Origin of the sequence: Rhizobium sp. Pop5 (assembly GCF_024721175.1) — a bacterium.
Lineage (GTDB): Bacteria > Pseudomonadota > Alphaproteobacteria > Rhizobiales > Rhizobiaceae > Rhizobium.
In genome coordinates this window covers 3,218,522-3,245,022 of sequence record NZ_CP099399.1, presented here as the reverse complement: position 1 = coordinate 3,245,022, position 26,501 = coordinate 3,218,522, and the positions used below count along the sequence as shown (strand labels likewise).

Sequence of the window (26,501 nt, the reverse complement as noted above, 5' to 3'; positions counted from 1 at the left end):
TTCTGACATGGGTATGGCTGTTGGAGGCAATGGCGGCGGGGGCGGCGGACGCCGCCGTCGCGGCGGTAGGAACAAGGCCGTGATTTCCGAAATCAACGTGACGCCGCTCGTCGACGTCATGCTCGTGCTTTTGATCATCTTCATGGTCGCGGCACCGATGATGACCGTCGGCGTGCCGATCGACCTGCCGGAAACGCAGGCCAAGGCACTGAATTCCGAGACGCAGCCAATCACGATCTCGGTCAAGAACAGCGGCGAAGTCTATCTGCAGGAAACGCCGATCCCGGCGGCCGAGATCGCCGCCAAGCTCGAGGCGATTGCGACCACCGGCTATAACGAACGCATCTTCGTGCGTGGCGACGCGACGGCGCCCTATGGCGTCATCGCCGACGTCATGGCTCGCATCCAGGGGGCCGGGTTCAAGAATATCGGCCTCGTGACGCAGCAGAAGAAGGACCAGTAGCGTTCAAAATGAAGGCCAGCGTCGTCACATCTGCTGTTCTGCATTGCCTGGTGCTCACCTGGGCGATGGTGTCTTTGAGCGCGCCCGAATCCTTCAAGGTGGAGGATTTCGAGGCGATGCCGGTCGATCTCGTGCCGGTGGAATCCATCACCCAGATGCAGCAGGGCGACAAGAAGGCTCCAAAGAAGGAGACTTCCGCGCCCGTTCCGACGACCCGGCCGCCGATCGCGCAGCCTGCCGAAAACGCCGGCGATAACAATGCCGATCTAAAGACGCCGCCGGTTCCGAACGCCAAGCCCAGCAATAGCGAAGCCGCCGCGGCGAATTCCAGTGAAAAGCCGCTGCCGCAGGTCGATCCCAAGCCGAACGACGTCAAGGAAATCAACAAGGAAGAGACCGAGGTCGAGCAGCCGAAGGAAGTCGCTTCCATTCCACCGCCGAAGCCCGTTGAAGTGACGCCGCCGAAGCCCGAGGAAAAGCCGCCTGAAGAACAGGCCAAGCCTGAAGAGCCGCCGAAGCCGGATGCCGAAGCATTGCCGGACAAGGTGCCGACGCCGGTCGTCAAACCTCAGGTGAAGCCGCCGGAACCGCAGAAGCCCGCTGAAAAGCCACCGGAAAAGACACCGGACGAGCCGAAGGCCGCGGAAAAACCGACAGACAAGAAAAAAGCCGACAAGAAGCAGGAAGTGGCGAAATCGGCTTCTTCAATGAAGAGCGACTTCAATGCTGACGAGATTTCGGCCCTGCTGAACAAGACCGATCCTTCGGCTGGCGGTGCCAAGCGCTCCACGCAGGAGGCCTCGCTGGGCGCGAAGAAGAGCAACGGCGGCTCGAAGCTCAGCCAGAGCGAAGAAGATGCTATGCGCAGTTTGATCGAGGGCAACTGGCTTGTCACGCCTGGGATGGAAGGCCTTTCCGGCATGGTCATCAAGGTGCACATGAAGCTCGACAAGGACGGCAATATCGTCGGTCAGCCGGAAGTCGAATCGTCAGGCGGCAGCAGCAGCGACTCCACACGCCGTGCGTTGGAAAGCGGTGCCTATAGAGCTGTGATGAAGTCCGCCCCCTTCTCGACGCTTCCGAAGGACAAATATGATGCCTGGAATGAGGTCGAACTCAACTTCGATCCAAGCAGCATGGGAATCTAGATGCTGATGGATCCGTCCCATGGCAAAAAGTCTCTTTTAGTTGCCATCGTACTCGCCGCAAAAAGTTTGACGGCTAAGGTTTTCGCGCGGTGCGGCGCTCGTCGCCTTCGCCATGCTCCCCAAAGAGAAATGCGAATCCTGGAACGAAGTGTTCTGCGCTTCGAACCCAGCGATCCGGCTCCAATAGATGCTGAAAGGCTGTTTGGTATGACAAAGTGTTCCTTTTTCCGTGCCGTTTTGGCCGCAGCCGGTCTTATGACCGCTGCCGTCTTCGCGACGCCAGCCAACGCGCTGGTCACCCTCGACATTCGAAAGGGCAACGTTCAGCCGCTGCCGATCGCGGTGACCGATTTCCTGCAGGGTGACATGGGCGCGCAGGTTTCGCAGGTGATCGCGGCCGATCTGCAGCGTTCCGGCCTCTTCGCGCCGATTAACAAGAGCGCCTTCATCGAAAAGATCTCCAACCCGGATGCCGCGCCGAGATTCGAAGATTGGAAGGTCATCAACGCCCAGGCGCTGGTCACCGGTCGTGTGACCCAGGAGGCCGACGGGCGTCTTCGCGCGGAGTTCCGTCTCTGGGACCCGTTTGCCGGCCAGCAGATGACCGGTCAGCAGTTTTATACGCAGCCGGAGAACTGGCGGCGTGTCGCTCATATCATCGCCGATGCGATCTATAAGCAGATCACCGGCGAAGAGGGGTATTTCGACACCCGCGTCGTCTTCGTCTCCGAATCCGGCACCAAGCAGCAGCGCAAGCGGCAGCTCGCGATCATGGATCAGGACGGCTTCAACGTGCGCATGCTGACTGATGGCAGCGACCTCGTGCTGACGCCCCGCTTTTCGCCGAGCCGGCAGGAAGTCACTTACATGTCCTTTGCCAACCAGCAGCCGCGCGTCTATCTGCTGCAGCTCGAAACCGGGCAGCGCGAGGTGGTCGGCAACTTCCCCGGCATGACCTTCTCGCCGCGCTTCTCACCGGATGGTCAGAAGGTGATCATGAGCCTGCAGCAGGACGCCAATTCCAACATCTATACGATGGACCTGCGCTCGCGTACGACGACGCGCCTGACCTCGACGGCGGCGATCGACACCTCGCCCTCCTATTCGCCTGACGGCAACCGCGTCGCCTTCGAAAGCGACCGCGGCGGACAGTCGCAGATCTATGTCATGAATGCCGATGGTTCGGGCCAGACGCGCATCTCCTTCGGCGACGGCAGGTACTCCACGCCGGTCTGGTCGCCGCGCGGCGATCTGATCGCCTTCACCAAGCAGTCGGGCGGCAAGTTCTCGATCGGCGTGATGAAGCCGGACGGTTCGGGCGAGCGCATCCTGACGACCGGCTTCCACAACGAGGGCCCGACCTGGGCGCCGAACGGCCGCGTGCTGATGTTCTTCCGCCAGGCGGCGGGGGCGGGCGGTCCGCAGCTCTACTCCATCGATCTCACCGGCTATAACGAGCAGCTTGTGAAGACGCCGAGTTACGGCTCCGACCCGGCCTGGTCGCCGCTTCTGGAGTAGCAGGTGCGGGAATGCCTTTATGTCGCCCCAGAATCATGAAAACCGGGCGGCTACGGGACAAATCAGTAAATTGTTAACCATAATCTTTGAGGGGCGGTTAACCGAGTGCGGTTACTGTCCGGAAACCCTGAAATCGCAAGGAGACCCGGCCATGAGCCGAATTCACACCCCGGCAATGAGCCGCATGCAGAATTTCGCCCGCAACCCCGTCATGATCGCGCTTGTCGCCGGTCTTGCGCTTGCAAGCTGCGCCAAGAAGAACGGTGGCATGCCGAACAATGCCGGTGAACTCGGCCTTGGTGCCGGTGCAGCGACACCGGGCTCCGCTCAGGACTTCACGGTCAATGTCGGCGACCGCATCTTCTTCGACACCGACTCCTCGTCGATCCGCGCCGATGCTTCGCAGACGCTCGACCGTCAGGCGCAGTGGCTCGCTCGCTACCCGAACTACCAGATCACCGTAGAAGGCCATGCCGACGAGCGCGGTACGCGCGAATACAACCTTGCACTCGGCGCCCGCCGTGCGGCTGCCGCCAAGGACTATCTCGCTTCGCGCGGCGTTCCTGCACAGCGCCTGAAGACGATCTCCTACGGCAAGGAACGTCCGGTCGCTGTCTGCGACGATATTTCCTGCTGGTCGCAGAACCGCCGCGCGGTCACCGTGCTCGGCGGCGCCGGCATGTAATTTCCTCGACAGAGTTGCTTTCAGAAGGCGGTCCCACGGGGCCGCCTTTTCTTTTTGACCACACTTTGGCCAGACTCCGTTGCTTTTTGACAGCAATTGGAAAAATCTCCTGTTCGTGCCATCCAGGCGCGAAGAATCACTGGGACAGGACCATACATATGAAGAAACTTGTCGTGGCAGGCATGCTGTGCCTCGCGGCTATGACCGGTAGCGAACGGGCGGCCTATTCCGCCTCGTTCTTTGGGCTGCATCTCGGCGACCGATCTAGGGAAAACCAGGCGGCGCCGCCCGTCGTCAAGGTGCAGAGCGGCGATGCGGAGGTCCGCGTGCAGCAGCTCGAAGAGCAGTTGCGGCAGTTGAACGGCCGGATCGAGGAGATGAGCTTTCAGCTTCTGCAGATGCAGGAGACGATCCGCAAGCAACAGGAAGACAATGAATTCCGCTTCCAGCAGCTGGAAAAGACAGGCTCCGGCGGTGCCGCCAAGGCTCCCGTCAAGAAAAGCGAAACCGATCCTGCTCCGGCAGCCTCGGGCGGCGACGATATCGCCAAGGTGATCCAAGCGCCGCAGGGAGCCGAAACGGCTCCCTCCACCAGCGTGCCTAGTAATAGCGGCCTCGGCCAGCCGCCGAAGGAGCTTGGCTCGATCGATTTCGATAAGAACGGTAATCCGATCGGTGGCACTGTCGACGACAATGCCACGATCGGCTCCGGGCCGATTCCTGATGCCAAGAGCGGAACGCCGCAGCAGACCGCCTCGCTCGGCAGCGAGGCCGATCAGTACAAGTCCGCCTACGGTCATGTGCTTTCCGGCGATTACAGCACGGCCGAGCAGGAATTCACCCAGTACATCACCCGTTACCCGAGCAGCGCGCGGGCAGCGGACGCCAATTTCTGGCTCGGCGAAGCGCTCTATTCGCAGGGCAAATACAATGAGGCGGCGAAGACCTTCCTCAATGCGCACCAGAAATACGGCACATCCGAAAAGGCGCCGGAAATGCTTCTGAAGCTCGGCATGTCGCTTGCTGCCCTCGACAATACCGAGACGGCCTGCGCGACGTTGCGCGAAGTCTCGAAGCGCTATCCGAAGGCCTCGCGCGCCGTCATAACCAAAGTTGCGAGCGAACAGAAACGCCTCGCCTGCTAGGCCTGCCGGCATGCACGCCGAAGGCACGTCACCGCCTCGACTGGCGATCCACCAGTTTCTCTCCTCGCTCCAAAGCCCCGTGCGCATTCTTGTCGCAGTATCGGGCGGCAGCGATTCTACCGGCCTGCTTCTCCTCCTCGACGAAGCCGTGAAGGCCGCTCCCCACCTCAAGATTTCCCTTTGCGCCGCGACCGTCGATCACGCGCTGCGCGCCGGCTCCGCAGACGAGGCGCGCCAAGTCGCTGCCCTCTGTGCCTCGCTCGGCATTCCCCATACCGTCGCCACCTGGCGGGGCGAGAAACCGAAGACAGGTGTCATGGCCGCGGCCCGCGAGGCTCGCTATGGTCTTCTGGCCGAGGCAGCAAAAGCGCTTGGCGCCGATCTCATCGTCACCGGCCATACATTGGACGATCAGCGCGAAACGCTTGCCATGCGCGGGATGCGAACGGAACAGGTCTCGTCAGGTATTGCCGATGCGGTGCTTTTCGACCGGCGCTTCTGGATTTTGAGACCGCTCCTTTTTTCCACCCGGACAGATATCCGCGCATTCCTCAGGGAGCGGGGCGTGACTTGGATCGACGATCCGAGCAACGAGGATACGAAGTACGAGCGTGTCCGGATGCGCCGGCGGCTTTCCGCCGGCACGGATACCAAGCAAGATATTCGCGCGATCTGGGGCGAACGGCTGATCCTGTCGTCCAGAGGCGCCGAATGGCTGGATCGCCATTTCCTGCTTCACGGTGGCCTGCTGGGACAGGTGATGCATGACGGGTTGCGAGAGGATCGCGCGGTTCTCGATTATGCGCTCGGCCGCCTGACGGGGGTGTTCGGCGGGCAGCCATTCGTGCCGGGCAGGGCGCAGATGGACCGCATTCTCGCATTCGCGGCCGGCGGTGAGCCGGGGCGGATGACCGCTGGCAGGGTGGTGTTCGATCTGAGGCGCGATGGGCTCTATCTGGCGCGCGAGAGCAGGGGGATATTGCCGTTGGTGCTGCAGCCGGGAGAGGCTGGGGTTTGGGACGGGAGGTTTCGCGTGAGGAACGATTTGACCACGTCGACAAAGGTTGACGTCGTTGCTGGGTCAAGTCCGAGCGCGGGAATGAGGGGAGATCATTTTGATCGGTTGCCTCAGTCAGCATGGAAGCGCGCCGTCGCCTCGGCGCCAGCCTTATCCTCAAATGGAGCCTATTTATCTCCCGAATCCGCCCGGTCGGTCGAGCTGACGCCCTATTTCGCGCCCTTCGACCGCTTTTTGACACGATTTGATTTCATCTTTGCCAACAGGCTTTCGGCGATTTTCGCGACGGCGCCCTATGCGAGGCCGCCTTTAAGAACTATTGACGGAAAAACCATCTGACATGGGGGATCGCCTTGGCAACAGCGCGGCGCAACCCTATGTTAGAAACGAATAAGACGGTCGCCATGAGGCGGCTGTTCCAGTGCTGGGGAGTTCGATGAACCCTAACTTACGTAATTTCGCCTTGTGGGCGATCATAGCGCTTCTGCTGATCGCCCTTTTCAGCATGTTTCAGACGGCGCCGGCGCAGACGGGCTCCCGCGAAATCCCTTATTCGCAGTTCCTGCGTGAGGTCGATGCGGGCCGCGTGAAGGAAGTCGTGGTCACGGGCAACCGTGTCTCGGGAAGCTATGTTGAAAATGGCACCACCTTCCAGACCTATTCGCCTGTCATCGACGACAGCCTGCTCGATCGCCTGCAGCAGAAGAATGTCCTGGTTTCCGCGCGCCCTGAAACGGATGGATCCTCCGGTTTTTTGAGCTATCTCGGCACGCTGTTGCCGATGCTTCTCATTCTCGGCGTCTGGCTGTTTTTCATGCGGCAGATGCAGGGAGGCTCGCGCGGCGCGATGGGCTTCGGCAAGTCCAAGGCCAAGCTTCTGACCGAAGCGCATGGCCGGGTGACATTTGAAGACGTTGCCGGTGTCGACGAGGCCAAGCAGGACCTCGAAGAGATCGTCGAATTCCTGCGTGATCCGCAGAAATTCCAGCGTCTCGGCGGCAAGATTCCGCGCGGCGTGCTGCTCGTAGGTCCTCCGGGCACCGGCAAGACGCTGCTCGCCCGCTCGGTCGCCGGTGAGGCCAATGTGCCGTTCTTCACCATTTCGGGTTCCGACTTCGTCGAAATGTTCGTCGGCGTCGGCGCAAGCCGCGTGCGCGACATGTTCGAGCAGGCGAAGAAGAATGCGCCCTGCATCATCTTCATCGACGAAATCGATGCCGTCGGCCGCCATCGCGGCGCCGGTCTCGGCGGCGGCAACGACGAACGCGAGCAGACACTGAACCAGTTGCTGGTCGAGATGGACGGCTTCGAAGCGAATGAGGGCGTGATCCTGATCGCCGCCACCAACCGCCCCGACGTTCTTGATCCTGCGCTGCTGCGTCCCGGCCGTTTCGACCGCCAGGTCGTGGTTCCGAACCCGGATATCGTCGGCCGCGAGCGCATCCTCAAGGTACACGCCCGCAACGTTCCGCTGGCGCCGAATGTCGATCTCAAGGTTCTCGCCCGCGGCACGCCCGGTTTTTCCGGCGCCGATCTGATGAACCTAGTCAACGAAGCTGCCCTCATGGCCGCCCGCCGCAACAAGCGCGTCGTCACCATGCAGGAATTCGAAGACGCCAAGGACAAGATCATGATGGGCGCCGAGCGCCGTTCCTCGGCCATGACCGAGGCGGAGAAGAAGCTCACCGCCTATCATGAGGCCGGTCACGCCATCACCGCGCTCAACGTCGCCGTTGCCGATCCGCTGCACAAGGCCACGATCATTCCGCGTGGCCGTGCACTCGGCATGGTCATGCAGCTCCCCGAGGGCGACCGCTACTCGATGAGTTACAAGTGGATGGTTTCGCGCCTCTGCATCATGATGGGCGGCCGCGTTGCCGAGGAACTTACCTTCGGCAAGGAGAACATCACCTCGGGCGCTTCCTCCGATATCGAGCAGGCCACCAAGCTTGCCCGCGCCATGGTCACGCAGTGGGGCTTCTCCGATCAGCTCGGTCAGGTCGCATACGGTGAGAACCAGCAGGAAGTCTTCCTCGGCCACTCGGTTTCGCAGTCGAAGAATGTTTCGGAGGCAACCGCGCAGAAGATCGACAATGAAGTGCGCCGCCTGATCGACGAAGCCTATACGCAGGCCCGCACGATCCTGACGGAAAAGCACGACGAATTCGTCGCTCTTGCCGAAGGCCTGCTCGAATACGAGACGCTGACCGGCGAGGAGATCAAGGCGCTGATCCGCGGCGAGAAGCCGTCGCGCGATCTCGGCGATGATTCGCCGCCGAGCCGTGGCTCGGCTGTTCCGAAGGCCGGCGCACGGCCCGCCACCAAGGGCGACGAGCCCGAAGGCGGTCTCGAACCGCAGCCGCATTGATCGGTGCTGACACTTTGAACAAGGCCGGATTTCCCACGAGGGAAACCCGGCCTTTTCTATTGGTAACGGGATATATTCATTTTTCTCGGTAATTTACGTGCCGATTTCGATGTTTTATGGCATCCCGATGAAATAAGGCAGGTCCGACTCACCCGCTCTGGAGTTGACGACGGACCTTTGAGGCCACATTCGCTGGAACGATGCGCTGCCTTGAATGGCGCGCGGAAAGCGCAGGAGTGCAGATGAAAAGACGCTATTTCGGTACCGACGGCATTCGCGGCCAGTCCAATGTCTTCCCGATGACGCCGGATCTCGCGATGCGGGTCGGTATTGCTGCCGGCACGATTTTTCGCCGCGGCAACCATCGCCATCGCGTCGTCATCGGCAAGGACACGCGCCTTTCCGGCTACATGCTCGAAAACGCCATGGTCGCGGGCTTCACGGCCGCCGGCCTCGATGCCTTCATCCTCGGCCCGATCCCTACACCTGCCGTCGCAATGCTGACGCGTTCGCTACGCTGCGATATCGGCGTGATGATCTCTGCTTCGCACAATCCTTACGAGGATAACGGCATCAAGCTTTTCGGTCCTGATGGTTACAAGCTTTCCGACGACATCGAGGCAGAGATCGAGGATCTGCTCGAGAAGGATCTGAATGCGCAGCTCGCCAAGTCCGACGACATCGGCCGCGCGAAGCGCGTCGATGGCGTGCATGACCGTTATATCGAACATGCCAAGCGTACGCTGCCGCGCGACGTGACGCTGCAGGGCCTGAGGATTGCGATCGACTGCGCCAACGGTGCTGCCTACAAAGTCGCCCCCGCCGTGCTCTGGGAGCTTGGCGCTGACGTCGTTACCATCGGCAACGAGCCGAACGGCACCAACATCAATCTCAACTGCGGCTCCACCAGCCCGGTCGCGCTGCAGAAGAAGGTCGACGAAGTCCGCGCCGATATCGGCATCGCGCTCGACGGCGACGCGGACCGCGTCATCATCGTCGACGAGAATGGTTCGATCGTCGACGGCGACCAGCTGATGGCTGTCATCGCCGAGAGCTGGGCCGAAAGCCAACAGTTACGCGGCAACGGCATCGTCGCCACCGTGATGTCCAATCTCGGCCTCGAGCGCTTCCTTGACGCGCGCGGCATGGCGCTTGCCCGCACGAAGGTCGGCGACCGCTACGTCGTCGAGCATATGCGCCAGCACAATTACAATGTCGGCGGCGAGCAGTCCGGCCACATCGTGCTCTCGGAATACGGCACGACCGGCGACGGCCTCGTCGCGGCGCTGCAGATCCTTGCCGCGGTCAAGCGCACCGGCCGCACCGTCAGCGAAGTTTGCCGCCGCTTCGATCCTGTGCCGCAGCTCTTGCGCAATGTCCGTATCAGCGGCGGCAAGCCGCTGGAGGATATCCAGGTGCAGAAGGCGATCGCCGATGCCGAAGCCGAGCTCGCCAAGAACGGCCGGCTCGTCATCCGCCCCTCGGGCACCGAACCGCTGATCCGCGTCATGGCCGAAGGCGACGACCGCGCTCAGATCGAGCGCATCGTCAACGAACTGATCGGCACGATCTCAAACGTCCGCACGGCCGCCTGATCCCTGCGAGGCAGATTGTCGAAAGCCGGTGCGCAAGCGCCGGCTTTTTTTGTGCCTGTTGGCGGACCGATCCGCCCGCCGGGACCAGGCCTCAAGCGCCTTATGTCTCAGGCCGCCGAGATGCCTCGACATCAAGGTAAATATTCGTGGTTAAGCAGCTTTTAACGTTTCCCATTCATTATCCATGCCGAAGCGTATCAGATTGGCAGCGATGCAGCCTGCCGACGCAACGAATTTTGGAGTGGGATCCATGAAAAGAAGCTTGTCCGGCATCTTCGCCGCACTGTTGATCGCGACAAATGCCTATTCGGCGGATCTCGCGCCTGCCGAGCCGATCCCGGAACAGCCGCCAGAGGTGACCGTCACCGAAGCGACCGGCTGGTACCTGCGCGGCGATGTCGGCTACGCCTTCACCGATCTGCGCGGTGCCCGCTACTTCCAGGGCAGCAATGCCACGGAAGTCGATTTCGACCGTGCCGATATTGATGACGCATGGACGGTCGGCGGCGGTGTCGGTTATCAGATCAACAGCTATCTCCGTACCGATCTGACCTTCGACTATCTCACGCAGGCAGATTTCCACGGCTCGACGGTCGGGCAGTGCGGCTTCCCGCTGGTGGATTGCACCTCGCGCGACTCCTCTTCGCTCACTGCCTACACGCTGCTCGCCAACGCCTATGTCGATCTAGGCACCTATGGCTATGTGACACCTTATGTCGGCGCCGGTATCGGCGGTTCCTACGTGAAGTGGAAGAACCTGCGCAACGTCGCCTGCGCCGATGACGGCAGCTTCTGCGACGACGAGGTCACCCATGGCGGCAAGGGCAACTGGCGCTTCACCTACGCCCTCATGGCCGGCGCCTCGATCGACGTGACCTGCAACATCAAGGCCGATGTCGGCTATCGCTATCTGCACATCGATGGCGGCAACATGTTCGGCTATGCCGAAAACGGTGGTCCGGGCCGCGACAAGGGTCTCAGCGCCCACGAAGTCCGCGTCGGCGGCCGCTACCTCTTCGGCGGATGCGCCCAGCCTGTCGCCTACGAGCCGCCCGCAATCCCGCTGCAGCAGCCGGTCTACAAGTAAAACTCGATCATCCTTTCATTCGAAAGCCGCCCGGTCTGGGCGGCTTTTTCGTTGCGTCAAGCGTGCCTGCGTCAAAATATCCTCCCTCTGCGACACTTCGATCTTGACTATGACGCCTCCGATCCATAAACACGGCGGCGGGACACCCTTCCCCAACGAAGGGCTTTCTATCTGAGAGGATAGCATCATGGCGAAGACCGCAAAGCCGGACATCCGTCCGCAAAATACTCATTTTTCTTCTGGCCCTTGCTCGAAGCGCCCCGGTTGGTCGCTCGAAGCCCTTTCCGACGCGGCTCTTGGCCGTTCGCACCGCGCGAAGGTCGGCAAGGTCAAGCTCAAGCAGGCCATCGACCTTACCCGTGAAATTCTCGAGGTGCCGGCGGATTACCGCATCGGTATCGTTCCGGCATCCGACACCGGCGCCGTTGAAATGGCGCTCTGGTCGCTGCTCGGCGAACGTGGCGTCGACATGCTCGCCTGGGAAAGCTTCGGCGCCGGCTGGGTTACCGACGTCGTCAAGCAGCTGAAGCTCAAGGACGTGCGCAAGCTCGAAGCCGGTTACGGCGAGCTTCCCGATCTCTCCGCCGTCGATTTCGACCGCGACGTCGTCTTCACCTGGAACGGCACGACCTCGGGTGTCCGCGTTGCGAATGCCGATTTCATTCCCGCTGACCGCAAGGGCCTGACGATCTGCGACGCCACCTCGGCCGCCTTCGCGCAGGAACTCGATTTCGCCAAGCTCGATGTCGTCACCTTCTCCTGGCAGAAGGTTCTGGGCGGCGAGGGCGCGCATGGCGTCATCATTCTTTCGCCGCGCGCCGTCGAGCGTCTCACCACCTATACGCCGGCCTGGCCGCTGCCGAAGATCTTCCGCATGACTTCGGGCGGCAAGCTGACGGAAGGTATCTTCCAGGGCGAGACGATCAACACGCCGTCGATGCTCTGCGTCGAGGACTATATCGATGCGCTCCTCTGGGCCAAGGAGCTCGGCGGCCTCAAGGCGCTGATCGCGCGCGCCGATGCCAACGCCAAGGTCATCCACGATTTCGTCGCGGCAAACGACTGGATCGCCAATCTCGCCGTCAAGGCGGAGACGGCCTCCAACACCTCCGTCTGCCTGAAGATCGTCGACAAGGACATCACGGCGCTCGACGACGACGGCCAGGCGAATTTCGCCAAGGGGCTTGTCGGCCTCCTGGAGAAGGAAGGTGTCGCCTATGACATCGGCCATTACCGCGACGCGCCGTCGGGTCTCCGCATCTGGGCGGGTGCCACGATCGAAGCATCGGACATGCAGAAGCTGATGCCCTGGCTTTCCTGGGCCTTCGAAACGCAGAAGGCGCAGCTTGCTCAGGCCGCAGCCTGACCTGATCGCATCCGGCTCCGCCACAGGCGGAGCCCAGTATTCCGGATTTCATCCATCGCTGAACACTTTTGAAGGAGGCCATCATGGCACCTCGCGTTCTCGTATCCGACGAATTGTCGGAAACCGCTGTCCAGATCTTCCGTGACCGCGGCGTCGAAGTCGATTTCGAACCGCAGCTCGGTAAAGACAAGGACCGTCTGCTCGAAGTCATCGGCAAGTATGATGGCCTCGCCATCCGCTCCGCCACCAAGGTGACGGAAAAGATCATCGAAGGGGCGAAGAACCTCAAGGTTGTCGGCCGCGCCGGCATCGGCGTCGACAATGTCGATATCCCGGCAGCCTCGCGCCGCGGCATCATCGTCATGAACACGCCCTTCGGCAATTCGATCACCACGGCCGAGCATGCGATCGCTTTGATGTTCGCCGTCGCCCGCCAGCTTCCGGCAGCCGACACCTCGACGCAGGCCGGCAAGTGGGAGAAATCGAAATTCATGGGCGTCGAAATCACCGGCAAGACGCTCGGCGTCATCGGCGCCGGCAATATCGGCTCGATCGTCTGCGCCCGCGCCATCGGTCTGAAGATGCATGTCGTCGCCTATGACCCGTTCCTTTCCAAGGAACGCGCCGAGGAAATGGGCGTCACCAAGGTCGAGCTCGACGAGCTTTTCGCCCGCGCCGATTTCATCACGCTGCATGTGCCGATGACCGACAAGACGCGCGGCATCCTCAACAAGGAAGCGCTGGCGAAGACCAAGCCCGGCGTGCGCATCATCAACTGCGCCCGCGGCGGCCTCGTCGATGAGGCAGCGCTTGCCGAAGCGATCAAGTCCGGTCACGTCGCCGGTGCCGCCTTCGACGTCTTCGAAGTCGAGCCTGCCAAGGAAAGCCCGCTCTTCGGCCTGCCGAACGTCGTCTGCACGCCGCATCTCGGCGCCTCGACGACCGAGGCTCAGGAAAACGTCGCCTTGCAGGTGGCCGAGCAGATGTCGGACTACCTCGTCAAGGGTGCCGTCTCCAACGCCATCAACATGCCGTCGATCACAGCGGAAGAAGCGCCGATCCTGAAGCCTTTCATCCGTCTTGCCGATGTTCTCGGCGCTTTCGTCGGCCAGGTCACCGAGGAGCCAATCAAGGAAATCGAAATCCTCTATGACGGCGTCACCGCCAACATGAATACGCGGGCACTGACGAGCGCGGTGCTTGCCGGTCTCATCCGTCCGCAGGTCGCCGACGTCAACATGGTTTCGGCGCCGATCATGATCAAGGAAAAGGGCATCGTGCTTTCCGAGGTCAAGCGCGACAAGACAGGCGTCTTCGACGGCTATATCAAGCTGACGGTAACGACCGAAAGCATGACGCGCTCTGTCGCTGGCACGGTGTTTTCGGATGGCAAGCCGCGCTTCATCCAGATCAAGGGCATCAACCTCGATGCCGATGTCGGTTCGCACATGATCTACATCACCAATACCGACGTTCCCGGGATGATCGGCTTCATCGGCACGACGCTCGGGACGGCCGGCGTCAATATCGCCAACTTCCAGCTCGGCCGTGACAAGCAGGGCGGCGATGCGATCGCGCTGCTCTATGTCGACGGTGAGGTGGAGGACGGCGTGCTCGCGCAGCTGACGGCCCACCAGGCGATCCGCCAGGCAAAGCTGCTGACCTTCAACATCGACTGATTTTCCTCCTCCCAAGGAAACATGGAAAACCCGGCGCTGGAAACGGCGCCGGGTTTTTGCTGCGTCACGAATAAATGAAATTTAGTGGTGCCGGCGTTTGCGGCGGACCATCTTGCCGAAGCGGGCGACGTCGTCCTCAGCCTGCGTGCGGTGAAGAAAGGCGAGCCTGCTGTCGTCGAGGCCCTGGAAGAATTCATCCCAGGAGATCTCATCCTGCGGTTCCGAGGAAAAATCGACACGGACAGTTTCGCTATCCCGTGCGTTCTTGATACGGGCGGGATGGCCGCCGCGTACCTCGATCCAATGTCTGATCCTGCTGTAATCGGTCGTCGTGCCGAACCTGCCCATGAAACCCTCCTCAGCAATTCGATTGCGACATCGATGACCCGCAACGCACGATTGGCGGAATGGTTCCATGAGGGCCAAATTATTTTTAAGAAAGTCCGTCTTTGCTCATCCTGCGGAGAGAACCCACGGTCGAGCCGTATATGATTCTGATTTTATTTAACTTTTATCGATATACGGCTGAGATCGCCATCAACTCCTGCGAACTCCATGGCCCCCTTGAAGAAGACCGAGCAGACCGAGGCAGTGAACGAAGACTTTCGAGCATTGTTTGCGATGCATCCGTCGCCGATGTGGGTCTATGATCCGAGATCCCTTCGTTTTCTCGCCGTCAACGAGGCGGCAGTCGCCCTTTACGGCTATGGTGCAGACGAATACCCAGGCATGACGGTCCTGGATATTCGTCCCGAGCATGAGCACAAGCGGATGCTCGATGCCGTCAACGGCCGCACCGACATAGAAATGGCGGAGCGCTGGGTTCACCGCAAGGCGAGCGGCGAGACCTTCGAAGTGCTGACTTATGGCCGCGAAGTGTGTTTCGAGGGCGGGACCGCGATCCTGGCCGTGGTGCAGGACCGCACCGAAATCAATGCCGCCAGGCGTCAGATCAACGACACGCGCTCGCTCCTCGACAGCATCGTCGACAATCTGCCGGTCGGCGTCTTTGTCAAAGACATGGAAGCGGACGGGCTCTATATCCTCTTCAACGAAGCCTGCGGCGACATCGTCGGCATGAGGGCTAGGGATATCGTCGGCCGAACCGACCGGGCGCTGTTTGCCGGCGGCCAGACGGATGCCTTCCGCGACCAGGACCGCCAGGCCTTTGAAGCGGACGCCGCGATCAGCTTCGAAGAAACGATGCTGCGCCCCGATGGCGCGCAGCGAATCCTGCGCACAGTCAAGCGCGCCCTGCCGGCGCCGGATGGTCATGCGCCGCGCTATCTGCTCGGTATTTCGCAGGATGTGACGGAGGAGCGTGCGGTCAAGGCAAAGCTTGCCCATCTCGCCATGCACGATTCCCTGACGGGCCTGCCGAACCGGGCGGCATTTGCGAGGCATATCCGCGAGTGCGCGATCGCAGAGAGCCCGATCGCGCTGCTCTATATCGACGTTGACCATTTCAAGCATATCAACGACAGCAGGGGACATGCCGCCGGTGACGCGCTGCTTTGCCAGGTGTCTGAACGTCTGATGGGACAGGCGGAGGAGGGCGATCTCGTCGCCCGTCTCGGCGGCGACGAATTCGCCGTCGTGCTGCGGCTCGACGAAGCGGAGAGGGCCCAGCGTTTTGCAGAACGGTTGCTGCAGGCGCTTGGCAGCGCCTTCGATCTCGACGGCGCCCGGGAGCACGTTACCTGCAGCGTCGGCATTGCATTGGCGCCGGATCATGCCGTCGATGCTGATGTGTTGATGCGGCACGCGGATCTGGCGCTCTATGCCGCCAAGGAGAGCGGGCGCTCGACCTATCGTTTCTATGAGGCGGAGATGCGGCTTGCCGCCGAGCGCCGGCACGTCATGACAGCCGAGCTGTGGGAGGCGCTGGAAAAGCGCCAGTTCGAGCTGCATTACCAGCCGATCGTGCAGCTCGACGATGACGGGATCGCCGGTTTCGAAGCGCTGATCCGCTGGCGCCATCCCAGGCGCGGGCTGGTCGCTCCGATGGACTTCATTCCGCTTGCCGAGGAAACCGGCCTCATCGTGCCGATCGGCGACTGGGTGATCCGGGAAGCCTGCCGCACAGCCGCGGGCTGGCCTGAGCACCTGAGGATCGCGGTCAACCTCTCCGTCAGTCAGTTCAGGCATGCGAGCCTGCTGTCGACCGTGGTCGGGGCCCTCGACCAGACGGGTCTCAACGCCGACCGGCTTGAAATCGAAATCACCGAATCCGTGTTTCTGACCGATGTCGACCAAAGCCTGCCTTTGCTGCGTGCTCTAAAGGAGCTTGGTGTGCGCATCGCCATCGACGATTTCGGCACGGGTTATTCATCGTTGAGCTATCTCAGATCCTTCCCTTTCGACAAGATCAAGCTCGATCGCAGCTTCGTTTCGGGCATCGAGACGGATGCCGGCAATCTCGCCATCGTGCGCGCCGTCGTCGGCATCGGCTCCGGTTTCAACGCCACGACGCTGGCCGAAGGGATCGAGACGGAAGAGCAGTTGCAGAAGCTGCGCGCCGAAGGCTTCAGCGAGGTGCAGGGCTATCTGCTCGGCCGGCCGATGCCGCGGGAAAAGGCGGAGGCGCTGATTTATGGCGGCGCCCCAAAGGCCGCCTCGTCATATAAGTGAGATTTTCGAGCGGGCGCCTGTGACACCGCGACATTGCGCTCTGGTCGCGCTCGAAAGGGCGTGGGGCCGGCATCCGCCTAAATAGTTAAGTGCTGGCTTGACAATTAATCGTCACGCCGAAATACTCAAGTCCATGCTTAACTATTCTGATATAGACGACATTTTGAAGGCGCTGGTCGAGCCGACGCGGCGGCAGATCGTCGAGCGGCTGAGCCGCGGCCCCGCCAGTGTCAGCGAGCTGGCGCGCCCCTTCGACATGTCGCTTGCCGCAGTCGTCCAGCATTTGCAGGTGCTGGAGGAAAGCGGCCTCATCCGGAGCGAAAAGATCGGACGGGTGCGCACCTGCCGCATCGAACCATCAGGACTCGACCGGATCGCCGGTTGGGTGGCCGAACGCAGAAGCCTGATGGAGCAACGGTTCGATCGCTTGGGCGAGATACTTTCACAGCCGGCCGTCGACAACCAGGTCAACAATCAGCAAGAGGAGAAAGAGTGATGAACGAGCAGTCCACGAAGCCAGCCGCCACCCAGCCAGCCGTTTCCCACGCCACCTTCGCCGTCGAGCGCGCCTATCCCGTTCCGCCCGAGCGCGTCTTCTTCGCCTTTTCCGATCTTGACAGCAAACGGCGTTGGTTCGCCGAAGGCGAAGGGTGGGAAGTGATCGAATTCACCTCCGATTTCAGCGTCGGCGGCTCGGAGTTTTCGCGCTTCCGCTTCGGCGATGGACCTGAGATGACCAACGACACACAGTATCAGAATATCGTGCCGAACGAGCGCATCGTCATCTCCTACCGGATGGCGGTGGGCGGAGCTCCGATCTCGGTCTCTCTGGCAACCATCGAATTCAGTCCCTCCGGCAAGGGCACCGTCATGACCTATACGGAGCAAGGCGTCTATTTCGACGACGCCTCGGCCGGCGCCAACCGCGAAATCGGCTGCCGCGAGCTGATGGAAGCCTTGGCAAGGGAGCTTGATGTGGCTGCGTGACGGCATCAAGCATTCGTTATTTTGAGAAAGGCGGTCGAACCGTCATAATTGCGGTGGGCTGGAAGGAGGATGACTATGAAACGCTATTCATTCTCGATAATCGGGCTGGCGCTTGTGGCTGCCATCATCGCCAATCCGGGCATCGCATTCGCCTGTAACAAGCTGATCGGCACCTGAGCCGCACCCCTCGCTCTCCGAGGCGCGGCTTCGGCTGCGCCTTTCCCTTCACGCGGGAACGCGAAACTGCCCTGGCGTCCAAAGCCCGCCCCTTGCGTCCAAGGACAATCCTTTCTATATCGATGCCTCATCGAGAGACGGCGGCCGATCCCGCCTGATATCAGCAAATCCGCCGTAATTGCAGCGCAAGAGCGGATCGTGACCGCGCAGAATTGGCATCATCGTTGAACACACTGGATTTTGATAAGAAGCCGGAAGAGACCCGTGTCGTCGTCGCCATGTCGGGCGGCGTCGATTCATCCGTCGTGGCCGGCCTTCTCAAACAGCAGGGTTACGATGTGCTCGGCATCACGCTGCAGCTCTATGATCACGGAGCGGCCGTTCACCGCGCCGGCTCCTGCTGCGCCGGCCAGGACATCGACGATGCGCGCCGCGTCTGCGAAACCCTTGGCATCCCGCATTACGTGCTCGATTACGAGAAGCGTTTTCGCGAAACGGTGATCAATCCTTTCGCCGAGAGCTATGTGGCGGGCGAAACGCCGATCCCCTGCGTTTCCTGCAACCAGACCGTCAAGTTTGCCGATCTTCTGGCGACCGCCAAGGAGCTCGGCGCCGATGCGCTGGCGACCGGCCATTATATCCGCTCGCGGCCGAATCCTTCGACCGAAAATCCCGGCCGCCGCGCGCTGTTCCGCCCGGCCGATGCCGACCGCGACCAGAGCTATTTCCTCTTCGCCACGACCCAGGAACAGATCGACTACCTCCGCTTTCCCCTGGGCGGCCTGCCGAAGGCCGAGACCCGCAGGCTCGCCGAAGAGATGGGCCTCGTCGTTGCCAAGAAGGCCGACAGCCAGGACATCTGTTTCGTGCCGCAGGGCAAATATTCCGACATCATCACCAAGCTGAAGCCCAATGCGGCGCTGGCCGGCGAAATCGTCCATCTCGACGGCCGTGTGCTTGGAACCCATGAAGGCATCCTGCATTTCACGATCGGCCAGCGCCGCGGCATTGGCATTGCCACGGGTGAGCCGCTCTACGTCGTCTATCTCGACGCCCGCTCGCGCCGCGTCATCGTCGGACCGAAGGAAGCGCTGGAAACGCACCGCGTCTATCTGCGCGACGTCAATTGGCTCGGCGACGAGCCGCTTGCAGAAGCCGCTTCCGGCGAAGGCTTCGCCTGTTACGCCAAGGTCCGCTCGACGCGGGCGCCGGCACCCGCCGTGCTGCATGTCGATGCGACCGGTATCTATGTCGACCTGACGGTCGGCGAGGCGGGCATTGCGCCCGGCCAGGCCTGCGCGCTGTATTCCGCGCCCGGCGACGATGCCCGCGTCTTCGGCGGCGGCTTCATCGAGCGCTCGGAGCGCGAACCCTCGGCGGAAGCTTCCCTCAAGGCTCTGCTGGCAAGCCCGGTCGCCGCCTGAGCATCTGCGAAACGGCATCCCGCAAAGCCCACCGTTTTTCTCCATCATGCGCTTGACACAAAGCCGAAGCGCACCTTATAAGCCGCTCATCCCACGAGCCCGCAGCGCTTCGCGAGCAGGTATCGTTTGACCAGTGGCGGAGTAGCTCAGTAGGTCAGAGCAGAGGAATCATAATCCTTGTGTCGGGGGTTCAAATCCCTCCTCCGCTACCATTCTTTTCTTGTCCAGCCCGGAGACATAGGTAACAGATCGTACCTAAGACATGGGTGACAACCTCGTGCCGAACGGGTTGTCGATGGTTTGTAAGGTCCTCTGCTCCAGGTCGATATATCCGAGATCATAGTGCATGAAGCTGACGAGCCAAATACCGTCGTCGACTTCCTTGATGCCGAGTTTCTGTCCGGCCAGCACGGTGGAGATATTGATCTTCTTGCGGTGCATGCAGATGCGGCCGCAATTGGTCACCAGTGCGTCACGGTCGTGGAACGGATAATCGATCTCCGGTAGCCCGTTATATCGGCGCGCCGATGGCGTGTAGAGATCGACCGGCACCTTCATCGCCAGGGCTTCATGCGGCCGTTCGGTATTGAATTCGCTGACGAATGCATCGAAGCGGGCCTGCTGCTGTAGGATATTTTTGCCGGGTGGACGCGTCGCCTCTTTCTTCAGCGTCAGGTGCATGCGCTCATGCCGGCCATTCTCTTGCGGATGGCCCGGCCTGATGCGCTCGAGGCCGATGCCGAGCCGCAGCCACCAGACCGACAGCTTCGACAGATTGTAGAGGCCGTTGGGACTGGCGAATGGCAGGCCGTTGTCGCTGCGGATGGCATCCGGCAGACCGCGTTCGGCAAACAATCGGCGGAACGCCTCGAACACACCCACCTCCTTTGTCGATTCGAAGGCCTCGCAGGCGAGCAGGAAGCGTGACATCTGGTCGGTGACCGTCAGCGGGTAACAGTATCGGCCGTCACCGAGCTTGAACTCGCCCTTGAAGTCGGCACACCACAGATCGTTCGGCAGCAATGCTTGCGATAGGGCCGTTCCCTCAGCCCGAAAGCGGTGTCGCCTGCGGGCATGAGCGACCAGCCCGTGCCGGTCGAGCACCGCGTGCACCGTGCTCTTGGCGGGAATGCGCACATCGCCGGCCAGGCGCTTGACCAGCAGTTCTCTGATCTTCCTGGCACCCCAATGCGGCTTGTTCTTCTTGCACGAGATGATCATCGCCTCGACCGGCTCAGGCAGTTGATTGGCGTAACGCACCGGCCGGCGAGACCGATCCGTCAGCGCCTCCAGGCCATCATCCTTGTAGCGGTTGAAGATCTTGTAACCGGTCTTGCGCGAGATGCCGAACTCCCGGCACACATCGCTCATGCCTTCGCCCTCAAGCAGCCGGGCGACAAAACGTAGACGTTCCTCCATCACCGAAGTCTCTTTCCACGGCATCAACACCTCCCGCCAAAACCGAAAAGTGTTACCCATGTCTCCGGTACAAAACGTCACCTATGTCTCAGGTCGGGCACTCGATAAAATCATCGAATTGAACAGGGCATCATCGCAGGTTCTGCTGATGGTCTTGTGGCTGCTGACGGTTGCCATGCGGCAAACGCTTGCAGCCATCATGCCTGGTATTGCGGAGACGAAAGACGGCGCGGACGCGACCCGTCCGGAACCACGCCAGCATGGCAAGCTGTCCCCCGCGGCCGCCGAAGCGGCCGCCGAGCCGCACGTGCCCGCCTGGTTCGAGAATGGAATGGCGACAACCATGTCAGGGATGTAGTGGAGGACGGCTTCATCTACGCCGGCAGCCGGTATCGATCGCTCTCGAAGATCGCCCGCGAGATCACCAGGGGTTCCTCAGCACCGCATTCCACCGTGTCATTATGAAGCCGTGCCATGACGCATCGACTCTGGGTCTCATGTATTTGCCCGTGGTGGTCCCGTTTCGATCGCAGTTAGTATCTCCAGATGGGATACCTCTGATAGCAGGAGAGAGGAGTACTTCTAGGACTGGTTTGTAGGCGACATGAATAATTCGAAAAGCGACGGCGCTGGCGGTTAAAGTTAAATCTAAATTAGCAAACCGGGCGAATTCTCGCAGTTATCTCAGCCGCACTTGCGCCAAAAGATTCGGAGAATCGAATGAAGCGTCCGACCGTCAAACAAACCCTGATCGCCGTCTTGGCTGTCATTTGTGCCTTTCTGATTGCTTTGTCCTGCAACTCTCTCAGCACGATTTCGACGCTGAATGACAATGCTCAGCAGATCGGCGGCTTTTGGATGAAGCGGATGGTAACCGCCAGAGATATCAAGGGCGGCTTCTCTGATTTGAAGTTGGCCTATGCGCGGTACCTTTTGGAGGCGTCGCAGGAAAAGCGAGCCGCGGGAGCGAAGCTGATCGGCGACACGAACGAGGCGGTCGACAAAGCAGTCGAAGAATATGTGAAAGGCGTGCGCACGGAGAAAGGCCGCGAGTTGATCAATCAGGTCAAGTCGGGACTAGCAAAATACAGCGACCTTGCCGGGCAAATGGTTCGATTGCAGGACGGCGGGAAGAGCGCCGAGGCGATCAGTTTCTTTCGGGAAAACATGGAGCCGCAATCTGATCTGGTCAGCCAGGAGATTGCAGACCTTGTGGCTTTTATTCTCGGGCAGACGGAAACATATGTGACCACTAGCGGCGCCACGGCGAGCTTGGCTTTCACCATTACGGCATTGATTGCCGCTCTCTCGATCATTGTCACATTCGCCGGAGCAATGTTTGCCGTTTTCGGAATTGCCAATCCCATCCGCCGGATCGCCGCCGCCATGAAGGTTCTCTCCGAGGGCGCTCTACAAAGCGAGGTTCCGTACGCTGGGCGCGCCGACGAGATCGGCGCGATGGCAGCAGCAGTGGAGGTGTTTCGACAGAACGCCATGAACGTTCTCCGCTTAGAGCAGGAAGCAGCGGTATCGCGGAGCCAGTCCGAGTCGGCTCGTGCTGCAGAACAGGAGCGCGCGGAGTGGGAGGCGCAGCAGTTGCGTTTTGCAACAACGACGCTGGGTGATGGATTAAGACGCCTAGCCGGAGGTGACGTCTCTTTCCAGCTGGCGCAGCCGTTCGCTCCGGAGTACGAACGCCTGCGTGGCGATTTCAATGCTTCCCTCAAGCAGCTCGCAACAACCATCAGCGCTGTACTGCAGACGGTTCACGGCATCGACAATGGAACAGGCGAAATCGCCTCTGGTGCACAGGATCTTTCCAAGCGTACCGAGCAACAGGCCGCCTCGCTGGAGGAGACGGCTGCAGCTCTTGACCAAATCACCGCTAACGTGTCGACCGCCTCCAAGCGAACCGAGGAGGCTCGCAATGTTGCACGCGATGCTAATGTGAGCGCGGGACGTTCTGCTTCCGTCGTGTCTCATGCTGAACGGGCGATGAGGCGGATAGAGGAAAGTTCCGAGCGGATATCGAGCATTATCGGCGTAATCGACGATATCGCTTTTCAAACCAACCTCCTCGCGCTGAATGCCGGTGTCGAGGCGGCGCGGGCCGGAGAAGCCGGCAAGGGTTTTGCGGTTGTCGCTCAAGAGGTTCGCGAGCTTGCCCAGCGGGCAGCGACGGCGGCGAAGGAAATCAAGGGGTTGATTGAAAAGTCCTCCACTGAAGTCGGCACTGGCGTGAAATTGGTGCTTGAGACCGGCCAGTCGCTCAACAAGATCAGCGAACAAGTCTCTCAAATAAATCAATTGATGGAAGCAATTGCGACGTCTGCGCGCGAGCAGTCCACCGGACTTGCTGAAATCAACACAGCCGTCAACCAAATGGACCAGTCCACTCAGCAGAATGCGGCGATGGTCGAGCAATCCACGGCAGCGGCAGCGACATTGTCGGCTGAGGCAAGCAAGCTGCGTGATCTGGTCAATCAGTTCACTCTCGATGGCGAGGCTGCTCAGGTCGTTGAACGCCGTGACGTCCGCACTATGGCGGCATGATCGACCATCGAGATCTCTTGCGAACGTGTCCGCGAAATTCTGCTAGGGCCGGATAACGAAAGACGCCGCTCTCGAAGTCGCGCATCGCTGACATCGGTGCCTGTAAAGGGTATTCCAGCTGGCGAAGATCAACCAGCAGAAGACGCTGCGCCGCGAAAAAATTTTGCCAATGCCTGCGCCGTTTCAATGGGATACTCTTCCGGAAAGAAGTGGCCACGTGGCCAATGCACCGGTTCCATTCCAGAGAACTATCAGGGACAACCAATCCGGCGCCCGGAGATTTGGTCGCGCATGTCATGGTCGTGACAACCACTTGATTTCAAACGTCGTCACTTCGGCTCCGGCTGTTGGATGACTGCTGGCGGTGTTTCGCTCTTGCCGCTGCCGCGATCGAATGGCTTGATCACCAGGATGCCGAGGATCGATGCTACCATCGCTCCGATGATGATCATCATCAACATTCTCATGAGTTTGCCTCGCGCCGCAAACGTCGGTCGTTAATGCGGATGGTGAAGATCTGGTGGGCGGTTGCTGGTTCGGCCTTTGCGGCGCGGCATCTTTGACATGCGGCTGCCGATCAGGTCGGGCGCATCATCCGGAAGCAGGGCAATGCCGGCAGCTCTCGCCGCGGCGACAAAAGCCTTGCGAGCTCGATCACCGCCCGACTGATCTGTGAGAGCGGTCAGGCACGCAACCAACGCTCGCTGGAATGTCGGGTCCCCGGCTTGGCTGAGCCAGTCATCGGATATCAGCATTCCGGCGAGATCGGCGACGGTGTGGGCGCTTCGATATCTGCCGACACCCTGGATTTGAACAGATATCATCCTGATCGGGACGGGTGTCGGGTCGGTCAAGTCGGACATTTCTGCACCTCACGAATCATTGATTCGCGATTCAACAGATGTCGGTGCGATTCGTTCCGGTGTAACCAATTGCTTTCGAAGGAATCTCCGTAAAAGGCTTCCGACCGACTACCGTCCTTTCCTCGTTAAAACCGTCGTGGAGCCGCCGGTTTGTTTCCGACAATGTCATCGATTCGGGTGAGCACATCGGCGGTAAGCTTGTCCTTGTGGGCAAGCGCAGCAAGGTTGTCCTCCAACTGGCTCATCCGCGAGGCGCCGAGGATCACCGTCGAGACATTGCGGTTGGAAAGACACCAGAGCAGGGCAAGGTGGGTGATCGAAATGCCGATCTGCCCGGCGAGATCGGCCAGTTTCGCGACTTGCGCAAGCTGCGCGCGGCCGGCGTCGCTGGCCCATTTCTCCTTCAACCATTCATAACCCGGCAGGTTCATGCGGCTGTCGTTGGGCACGCCGTCATTGTACTTGCCGGTCAGGACGCCCGAGGCAAGCGGCGACCAGATCGTGGTGCCGAGCCCCATCAGATCGTAAAGCGGCAGGTAATCAGCTTCGACCTTCTGGCGTTCGAAAACATTGTATTGCGGCTGCTCCATCGTCGGCGGCGTGATCCTGAGATCGCGGGCTACCGCATAGGCTTCGGTCAATTGCTGGGCCGACCACTCCGACGTACCCCAGTAGAGGACTTTGCCTTGGGCGACGAGGTCGTGCATGGCACGAACCGTTTCTTCGATCGGCGTATCGATATCGGGACGGTGACAGAAATAGAGATCGAGATAGTCCACCTGCAGGCGCTTGAGGGCGGCGTGGGCGGCGTCGGTGACGTGCTTGCGCGACAGCCCGCGCTGCGTCGGCTTGCTGCCGCCCCAGAACACCTTGCTCGAAACGATGAAGCTATCCCGGCTCCAGCCCAAGGTCTTGAGCGCCTGGCCCATGACGATCTCGGATTTTCCGCTTTCGTAGCCTTCGGCATTGTCGAAGAAGTTGATGCCGGCGTCATAGGCACGCGTCATCAGACTGACGGCATCGCTGCCTTCGACCTGCCTGCCGAAGGTAACCCACGATCCGAACGAAAATTCACTGACCTGCAGGCCGGATTTTCCAAGACGACGATATTCCATGGCGCGGTCCTCCGAGACAAAGATGCGGCAACATAGACCCGTAGCGGGAACAAACACAATTGCCTTCATCCCGGAAACCGACCTCTTGGCCAGGCCAATGGCGGCTCGCCTTCGCTTACATATTGACGTTGGCTAGGAACCTCGGGGCAGGATCACGGTGGGCGCTTGACGTGTTGCCGCGCCTATCAAGCTCAGATTTCCCGGAGGGGCGCCCGCCTCTCCTTCGCCGATCAAACGAGGAAATGAAAATTGTCATATTGCGCGCCGAAATAATCGGGGCCGCTCGTTTCGGTGATGATCGGTTCGCTATCGAGCAGAAGATAGTCGATCGGGCCGTAGCCGCTGAGGTCGATCAGCTGGGGATCGTGGATGCTGTCGGCGGTTATCGTCACGGTGGTCGAGAACACGATATTGTCGTTCAGCCGGCCTTCGATCGTCAGGACGTTGTCATAGTCCGATGTGCCGTTGGCAACTTCGAATTGTTTGATCTGGAACGGGCCGCCATCAGCCGAATAAATGGGCGTCCAGAATACGCCGCCCGACAGATAATGGTTGCCGTCAGCCTCCTTCTGCACCGTCGCATCGTCGCCGTCTCGCCAAGCGCCCCAATCGAAGCCCTTGTAGCCGGTGGGAAAGTCATGTTTGCCGACATCCTCGAAATTGACGAAGACGTCCCCCCGTTCCGGCAGGTCGACCGCGATGTTGAGTAGGCCGAAGTCGGTGGCGCCTTTGCCGTCCGAGATCTTGAAATTGAACTGGTCGGCGAGTTGGTCGCCCGGGCCAAGTGCTGATACCACCGGGTTGGAGTGATCGAGTTCATAGGTGTAGTTGCCGTTGGAATAGACGGTCAGCGTGCCGTATTTCCCCGCGATTGTCGTTGTCGTGGCGGGTCCATCCGGATCGGACGGCTGCTGAATTCGCTGCCCGTTGACGAAATTCAGGCGCAGCTGATCTCCATCGGAATCGGAGGAGTTTTCCAGGATGTCGCCGTCGATCGGGTGGTCGATGTCGAAAACAGGCAGGTAAACATCACCTGCGACCGGCTTGTGGTTTGCCATTTCTATCCCCCGTTTAGATGTGTGGTCGACTATGCAACTCTATCGGGTATCTGGCAATCGAAATTGAAGGGGCGTCAGATCAATTCCACCCGTTAAATCCAACAGGTCCATTGTGCCCAGCTCGAACATTCCAACAGAAGAACCGGCCCCGGCATCTGTCCCTCTGATGACGAAGATTCATGTCGTATATTGCGCTGATATT

The 26,501-nt window shown here is 60.5% G+C and carries 24 protein-coding genes and 1 tRNA gene; 19 read left to right on the top strand and 6 right to left on the bottom strand.

Annotated elements, in window-relative coordinates; all coding sequences use genetic code 11:
• The first annotated feature begins 7 nt into the window (after positions 1-7).
• The 11 genes from tolR to serA all read left to right on the top strand — a co-directional run bounded on the left by tolR (position 8) and on the right by serA (position 14,072).
• On the top strand, positions 8-463 hold the full coding sequence (tolR, locus tag NE852_RS18230; protein WP_008536277.1) for a protein TolR: 456 nt from the start codon (positions 8-10) through the stop codon (positions 461-463).
• Between the two features lie 8 nt (positions 464-471).
• Complete coding sequence (locus NE852_RS18225; RefSeq protein ID WP_008536279.1) at positions 472-1,611, top strand: hypothetical protein; 1,140 nt, start codon at positions 472-474, stop codon at positions 1,609-1,611.
• 207 nt (positions 1,612-1,818) lie between these two features.
• Positions 1,819-3,129 carry a Tol-Pal system beta propeller repeat protein TolB gene (gene tolB / locus NE852_RS18220; RefSeq protein WP_008536281.1) on the top strand — a complete coding sequence of 437 codons (1,311 nt, stop codon included), beginning with the start codon at positions 1,819-1,821 and terminating at the stop codon, positions 3,127-3,129.
• Between the two features lie 151 nt (positions 3,130-3,280).
• A complete protein-coding gene (pal, locus tag NE852_RS18215) occupies positions 3,281-3,814 on the top strand; it encodes a peptidoglycan-associated lipoprotein Pal (protein WP_037175501.1) in 534 nt (177 codons plus the stop codon).
• Between the two features lie 158 nt (positions 3,815-3,972).
• Positions 3,973-4,959, top strand: coding sequence for a tol-pal system protein YbgF (ybgF, locus tag NE852_RS18210; RefSeq protein WP_258155905.1), 987 nt, complete (start codon positions 3,973-3,975; stop codon positions 4,957-4,959).
• Positions 4,960-4,969: 10 nt separating this feature from the next.
• Positions 4,970-6,316, top strand: coding sequence for a tRNA lysidine(34) synthetase TilS (tilS, locus tag NE852_RS18205; RefSeq protein WP_037175512.1), 1,347 nt, complete (start codon positions 4,970-4,972; stop codon positions 6,314-6,316).
• Between the two features lie 97 nt (positions 6,317-6,413).
• Positions 6,414-8,345 carry an ATP-dependent zinc metalloprotease FtsH gene (gene ftsH / locus NE852_RS18200; protein ID WP_008536287.1) on the top strand — a complete coding sequence of 644 codons (1,932 nt, stop codon included), beginning with the start codon at positions 6,414-6,416 and terminating at the stop codon, positions 8,343-8,345.
• A gap of 242 nt (positions 8,346-8,587) precedes the next feature.
• Positions 8,588-9,940, top strand: coding sequence for a phosphoglucosamine mutase (gene glmM, locus NE852_RS18195; protein ID WP_008536288.1), 1,353 nt, complete (start codon positions 8,588-8,590; stop codon positions 9,938-9,940).
• 250 nt (positions 9,941-10,190) lie between these two features.
• Positions 10,191-11,027, top strand: coding sequence for an outer membrane protein (locus NE852_RS18190; protein WP_008536289.1), 837 nt, complete (start codon positions 10,191-10,193; stop codon positions 11,025-11,027).
• 187 nt (positions 11,028-11,214) lie between these two features.
• Positions 11,215-12,393 (top strand): phosphoserine transaminase, encoded by a 1,179-nt coding sequence (locus tag NE852_RS18185; RefSeq protein WP_258155904.1) that lies wholly within the window; start codon positions 11,215-11,217, stop codon positions 12,391-12,393.
• An 83-nt stretch (positions 12,394-12,476) separates the two neighbouring features.
• Positions 12,477-14,072: a phosphoglycerate dehydrogenase gene (gene serA / locus NE852_RS18180; RefSeq protein WP_008536301.1), complete on the top strand. Its 1,596-nt coding sequence runs from the start codon at positions 12,477-12,479 to the stop codon at positions 14,070-14,072.
• 81 nt (positions 14,073-14,153) lie between these two features.
• Here the strand turns inward: serA and NE852_RS18175 are convergent, their stop codons facing one another.
• Complete coding sequence (locus NE852_RS18175) at positions 14,154-14,420, bottom strand: hypothetical protein (RefSeq protein ID WP_008536302.1); 267 nt, start codon at positions 14,418-14,420, stop codon at positions 14,154-14,156.
• 207 nt (positions 14,421-14,627) lie between these two features.
• On the opposite strand from NE852_RS18175, the gene NE852_RS18170 reads away from it, so the two are divergent.
• The 5 genes from NE852_RS18170 to NE852_RS18150 all read left to right on the top strand — a co-directional run bounded on the left by NE852_RS18170 (position 14,628) and on the right by NE852_RS18150 (position 19,503).
• On the top strand, positions 14,628-16,703 hold the full coding sequence (locus NE852_RS18170) for a bifunctional diguanylate cyclase/phosphodiesterase (protein WP_258155903.1): 2,076 nt from the start codon (positions 14,628-14,630) through the stop codon (positions 16,701-16,703).
• Positions 16,704-16,836: 133 nt separating this feature from the next.
• On the top strand, positions 16,837-17,199 hold the full coding sequence (locus NE852_RS18165) for a helix-turn-helix transcriptional regulator (protein WP_008536312.1): 363 nt from the start codon (positions 16,837-16,839) through the stop codon (positions 17,197-17,199).
• Positions 17,199-17,690, top strand: a complete 492-nt coding sequence (locus NE852_RS18160) for an SRPBCC family protein (protein WP_258155902.1) — start codon at positions 17,199-17,201, stop codon at positions 17,688-17,690. Before NE852_RS18165 ends, NE852_RS18160 begins: the two co-directional genes overlap by 1 nt.
• Positions 17,691-18,091: 401 nt before the next feature.
• A complete protein-coding gene (gene mnmA / locus NE852_RS18155) occupies positions 18,092-19,291 on the top strand; it encodes a tRNA 2-thiouridine(34) synthase MnmA (protein WP_258155901.1) in 1,200 nt (399 codons plus the stop codon).
• 135 nt (positions 19,292-19,426) lie between these two features.
• Positions 19,427-19,503 (top strand) — tRNA-Met (locus NE852_RS18150).
• A 43-nt stretch (positions 19,504-19,546) separates the two neighbouring features.
• On the opposite strand, the gene NE852_RS18145 is transcribed toward NE852_RS18150, so the two are convergent.
• Entirely contained in the window at positions 19,547-20,734 is a 1,188-nt protein-coding gene (locus tag NE852_RS18145; RefSeq protein WP_037175932.1) for a helix-turn-helix domain-containing protein, read from the bottom strand.
• Positions 20,735-20,768: 34 nt separating this feature from the next.
• Between NE852_RS18145 and NE852_RS18140 the strand changes: the two genes are divergently transcribed.
• From NE852_RS18140 to NE852_RS18130, 3 genes are all read left to right on the top strand, one after another.
• Positions 20,769-21,068, top strand: coding sequence for a hypothetical protein (locus NE852_RS18140; RefSeq protein ID WP_258156726.1), 300 nt, complete (start codon positions 20,769-20,771; stop codon positions 21,066-21,068).
• A complete protein-coding gene (locus NE852_RS18135) occupies positions 21,026-21,175 on the top strand; it encodes a DUF2924 domain-containing protein (RefSeq protein WP_245270876.1) in 150 nt (49 codons plus the stop codon). Before NE852_RS18140 ends, NE852_RS18135 begins: the two co-directional genes overlap by 43 nt.
• A gap of 255 nt (positions 21,176-21,430) precedes the next feature.
• On the top strand, positions 21,431-23,263 hold the full coding sequence (locus tag NE852_RS18130) for a HAMP domain-containing methyl-accepting chemotaxis protein (protein WP_008536325.1): 1,833 nt from the start codon (positions 21,431-21,433) through the stop codon (positions 23,261-23,263).
• A 329-nt stretch (positions 23,264-23,592) separates the two neighbouring features.
• Here the strand turns inward: NE852_RS18130 and NE852_RS18125 are convergent, their stop codons facing one another.
• The 4 genes from NE852_RS18125 to NE852_RS18115 all read right to left on the bottom strand — a co-directional run bounded on the left by NE852_RS18125 (position 23,593) and on the right by NE852_RS18115 (position 26,299).
• Positions 23,593-23,718 (bottom strand): hypothetical protein, encoded by a 126-nt coding sequence (locus NE852_RS18125; RefSeq protein WP_258156725.1) that lies wholly within the window; start codon positions 23,716-23,718, stop codon positions 23,593-23,595.
• 42 nt (positions 23,719-23,760) lie between these two features.
• Positions 23,761-24,087: a DUF982 domain-containing protein gene (locus NE852_RS32760; protein WP_374992010.1), complete on the bottom strand. Its 327-nt coding sequence runs from the start codon at positions 24,085-24,087 to the stop codon at positions 23,761-23,763.
• A gap of 164 nt (positions 24,088-24,251) precedes the next feature.
• The gene (locus tag NE852_RS18120; RefSeq protein WP_008536331.1) at positions 24,252-25,241 is read right to left on the bottom strand and encodes an aldo/keto reductase; all 990 of its coding nucleotides are present in this window, start codon (positions 25,239-25,241) and stop codon (positions 24,252-24,254) included.
• Between the two features lie 230 nt (positions 25,242-25,471).
• A complete protein-coding gene (locus NE852_RS18115; protein ID WP_008536333.1) occupies positions 25,472-26,299 on the bottom strand; it encodes a VCBS domain-containing protein in 828 nt (275 codons plus the stop codon).
• Between the last annotated feature and the right edge of the window lie 202 nt (positions 26,300-26,501).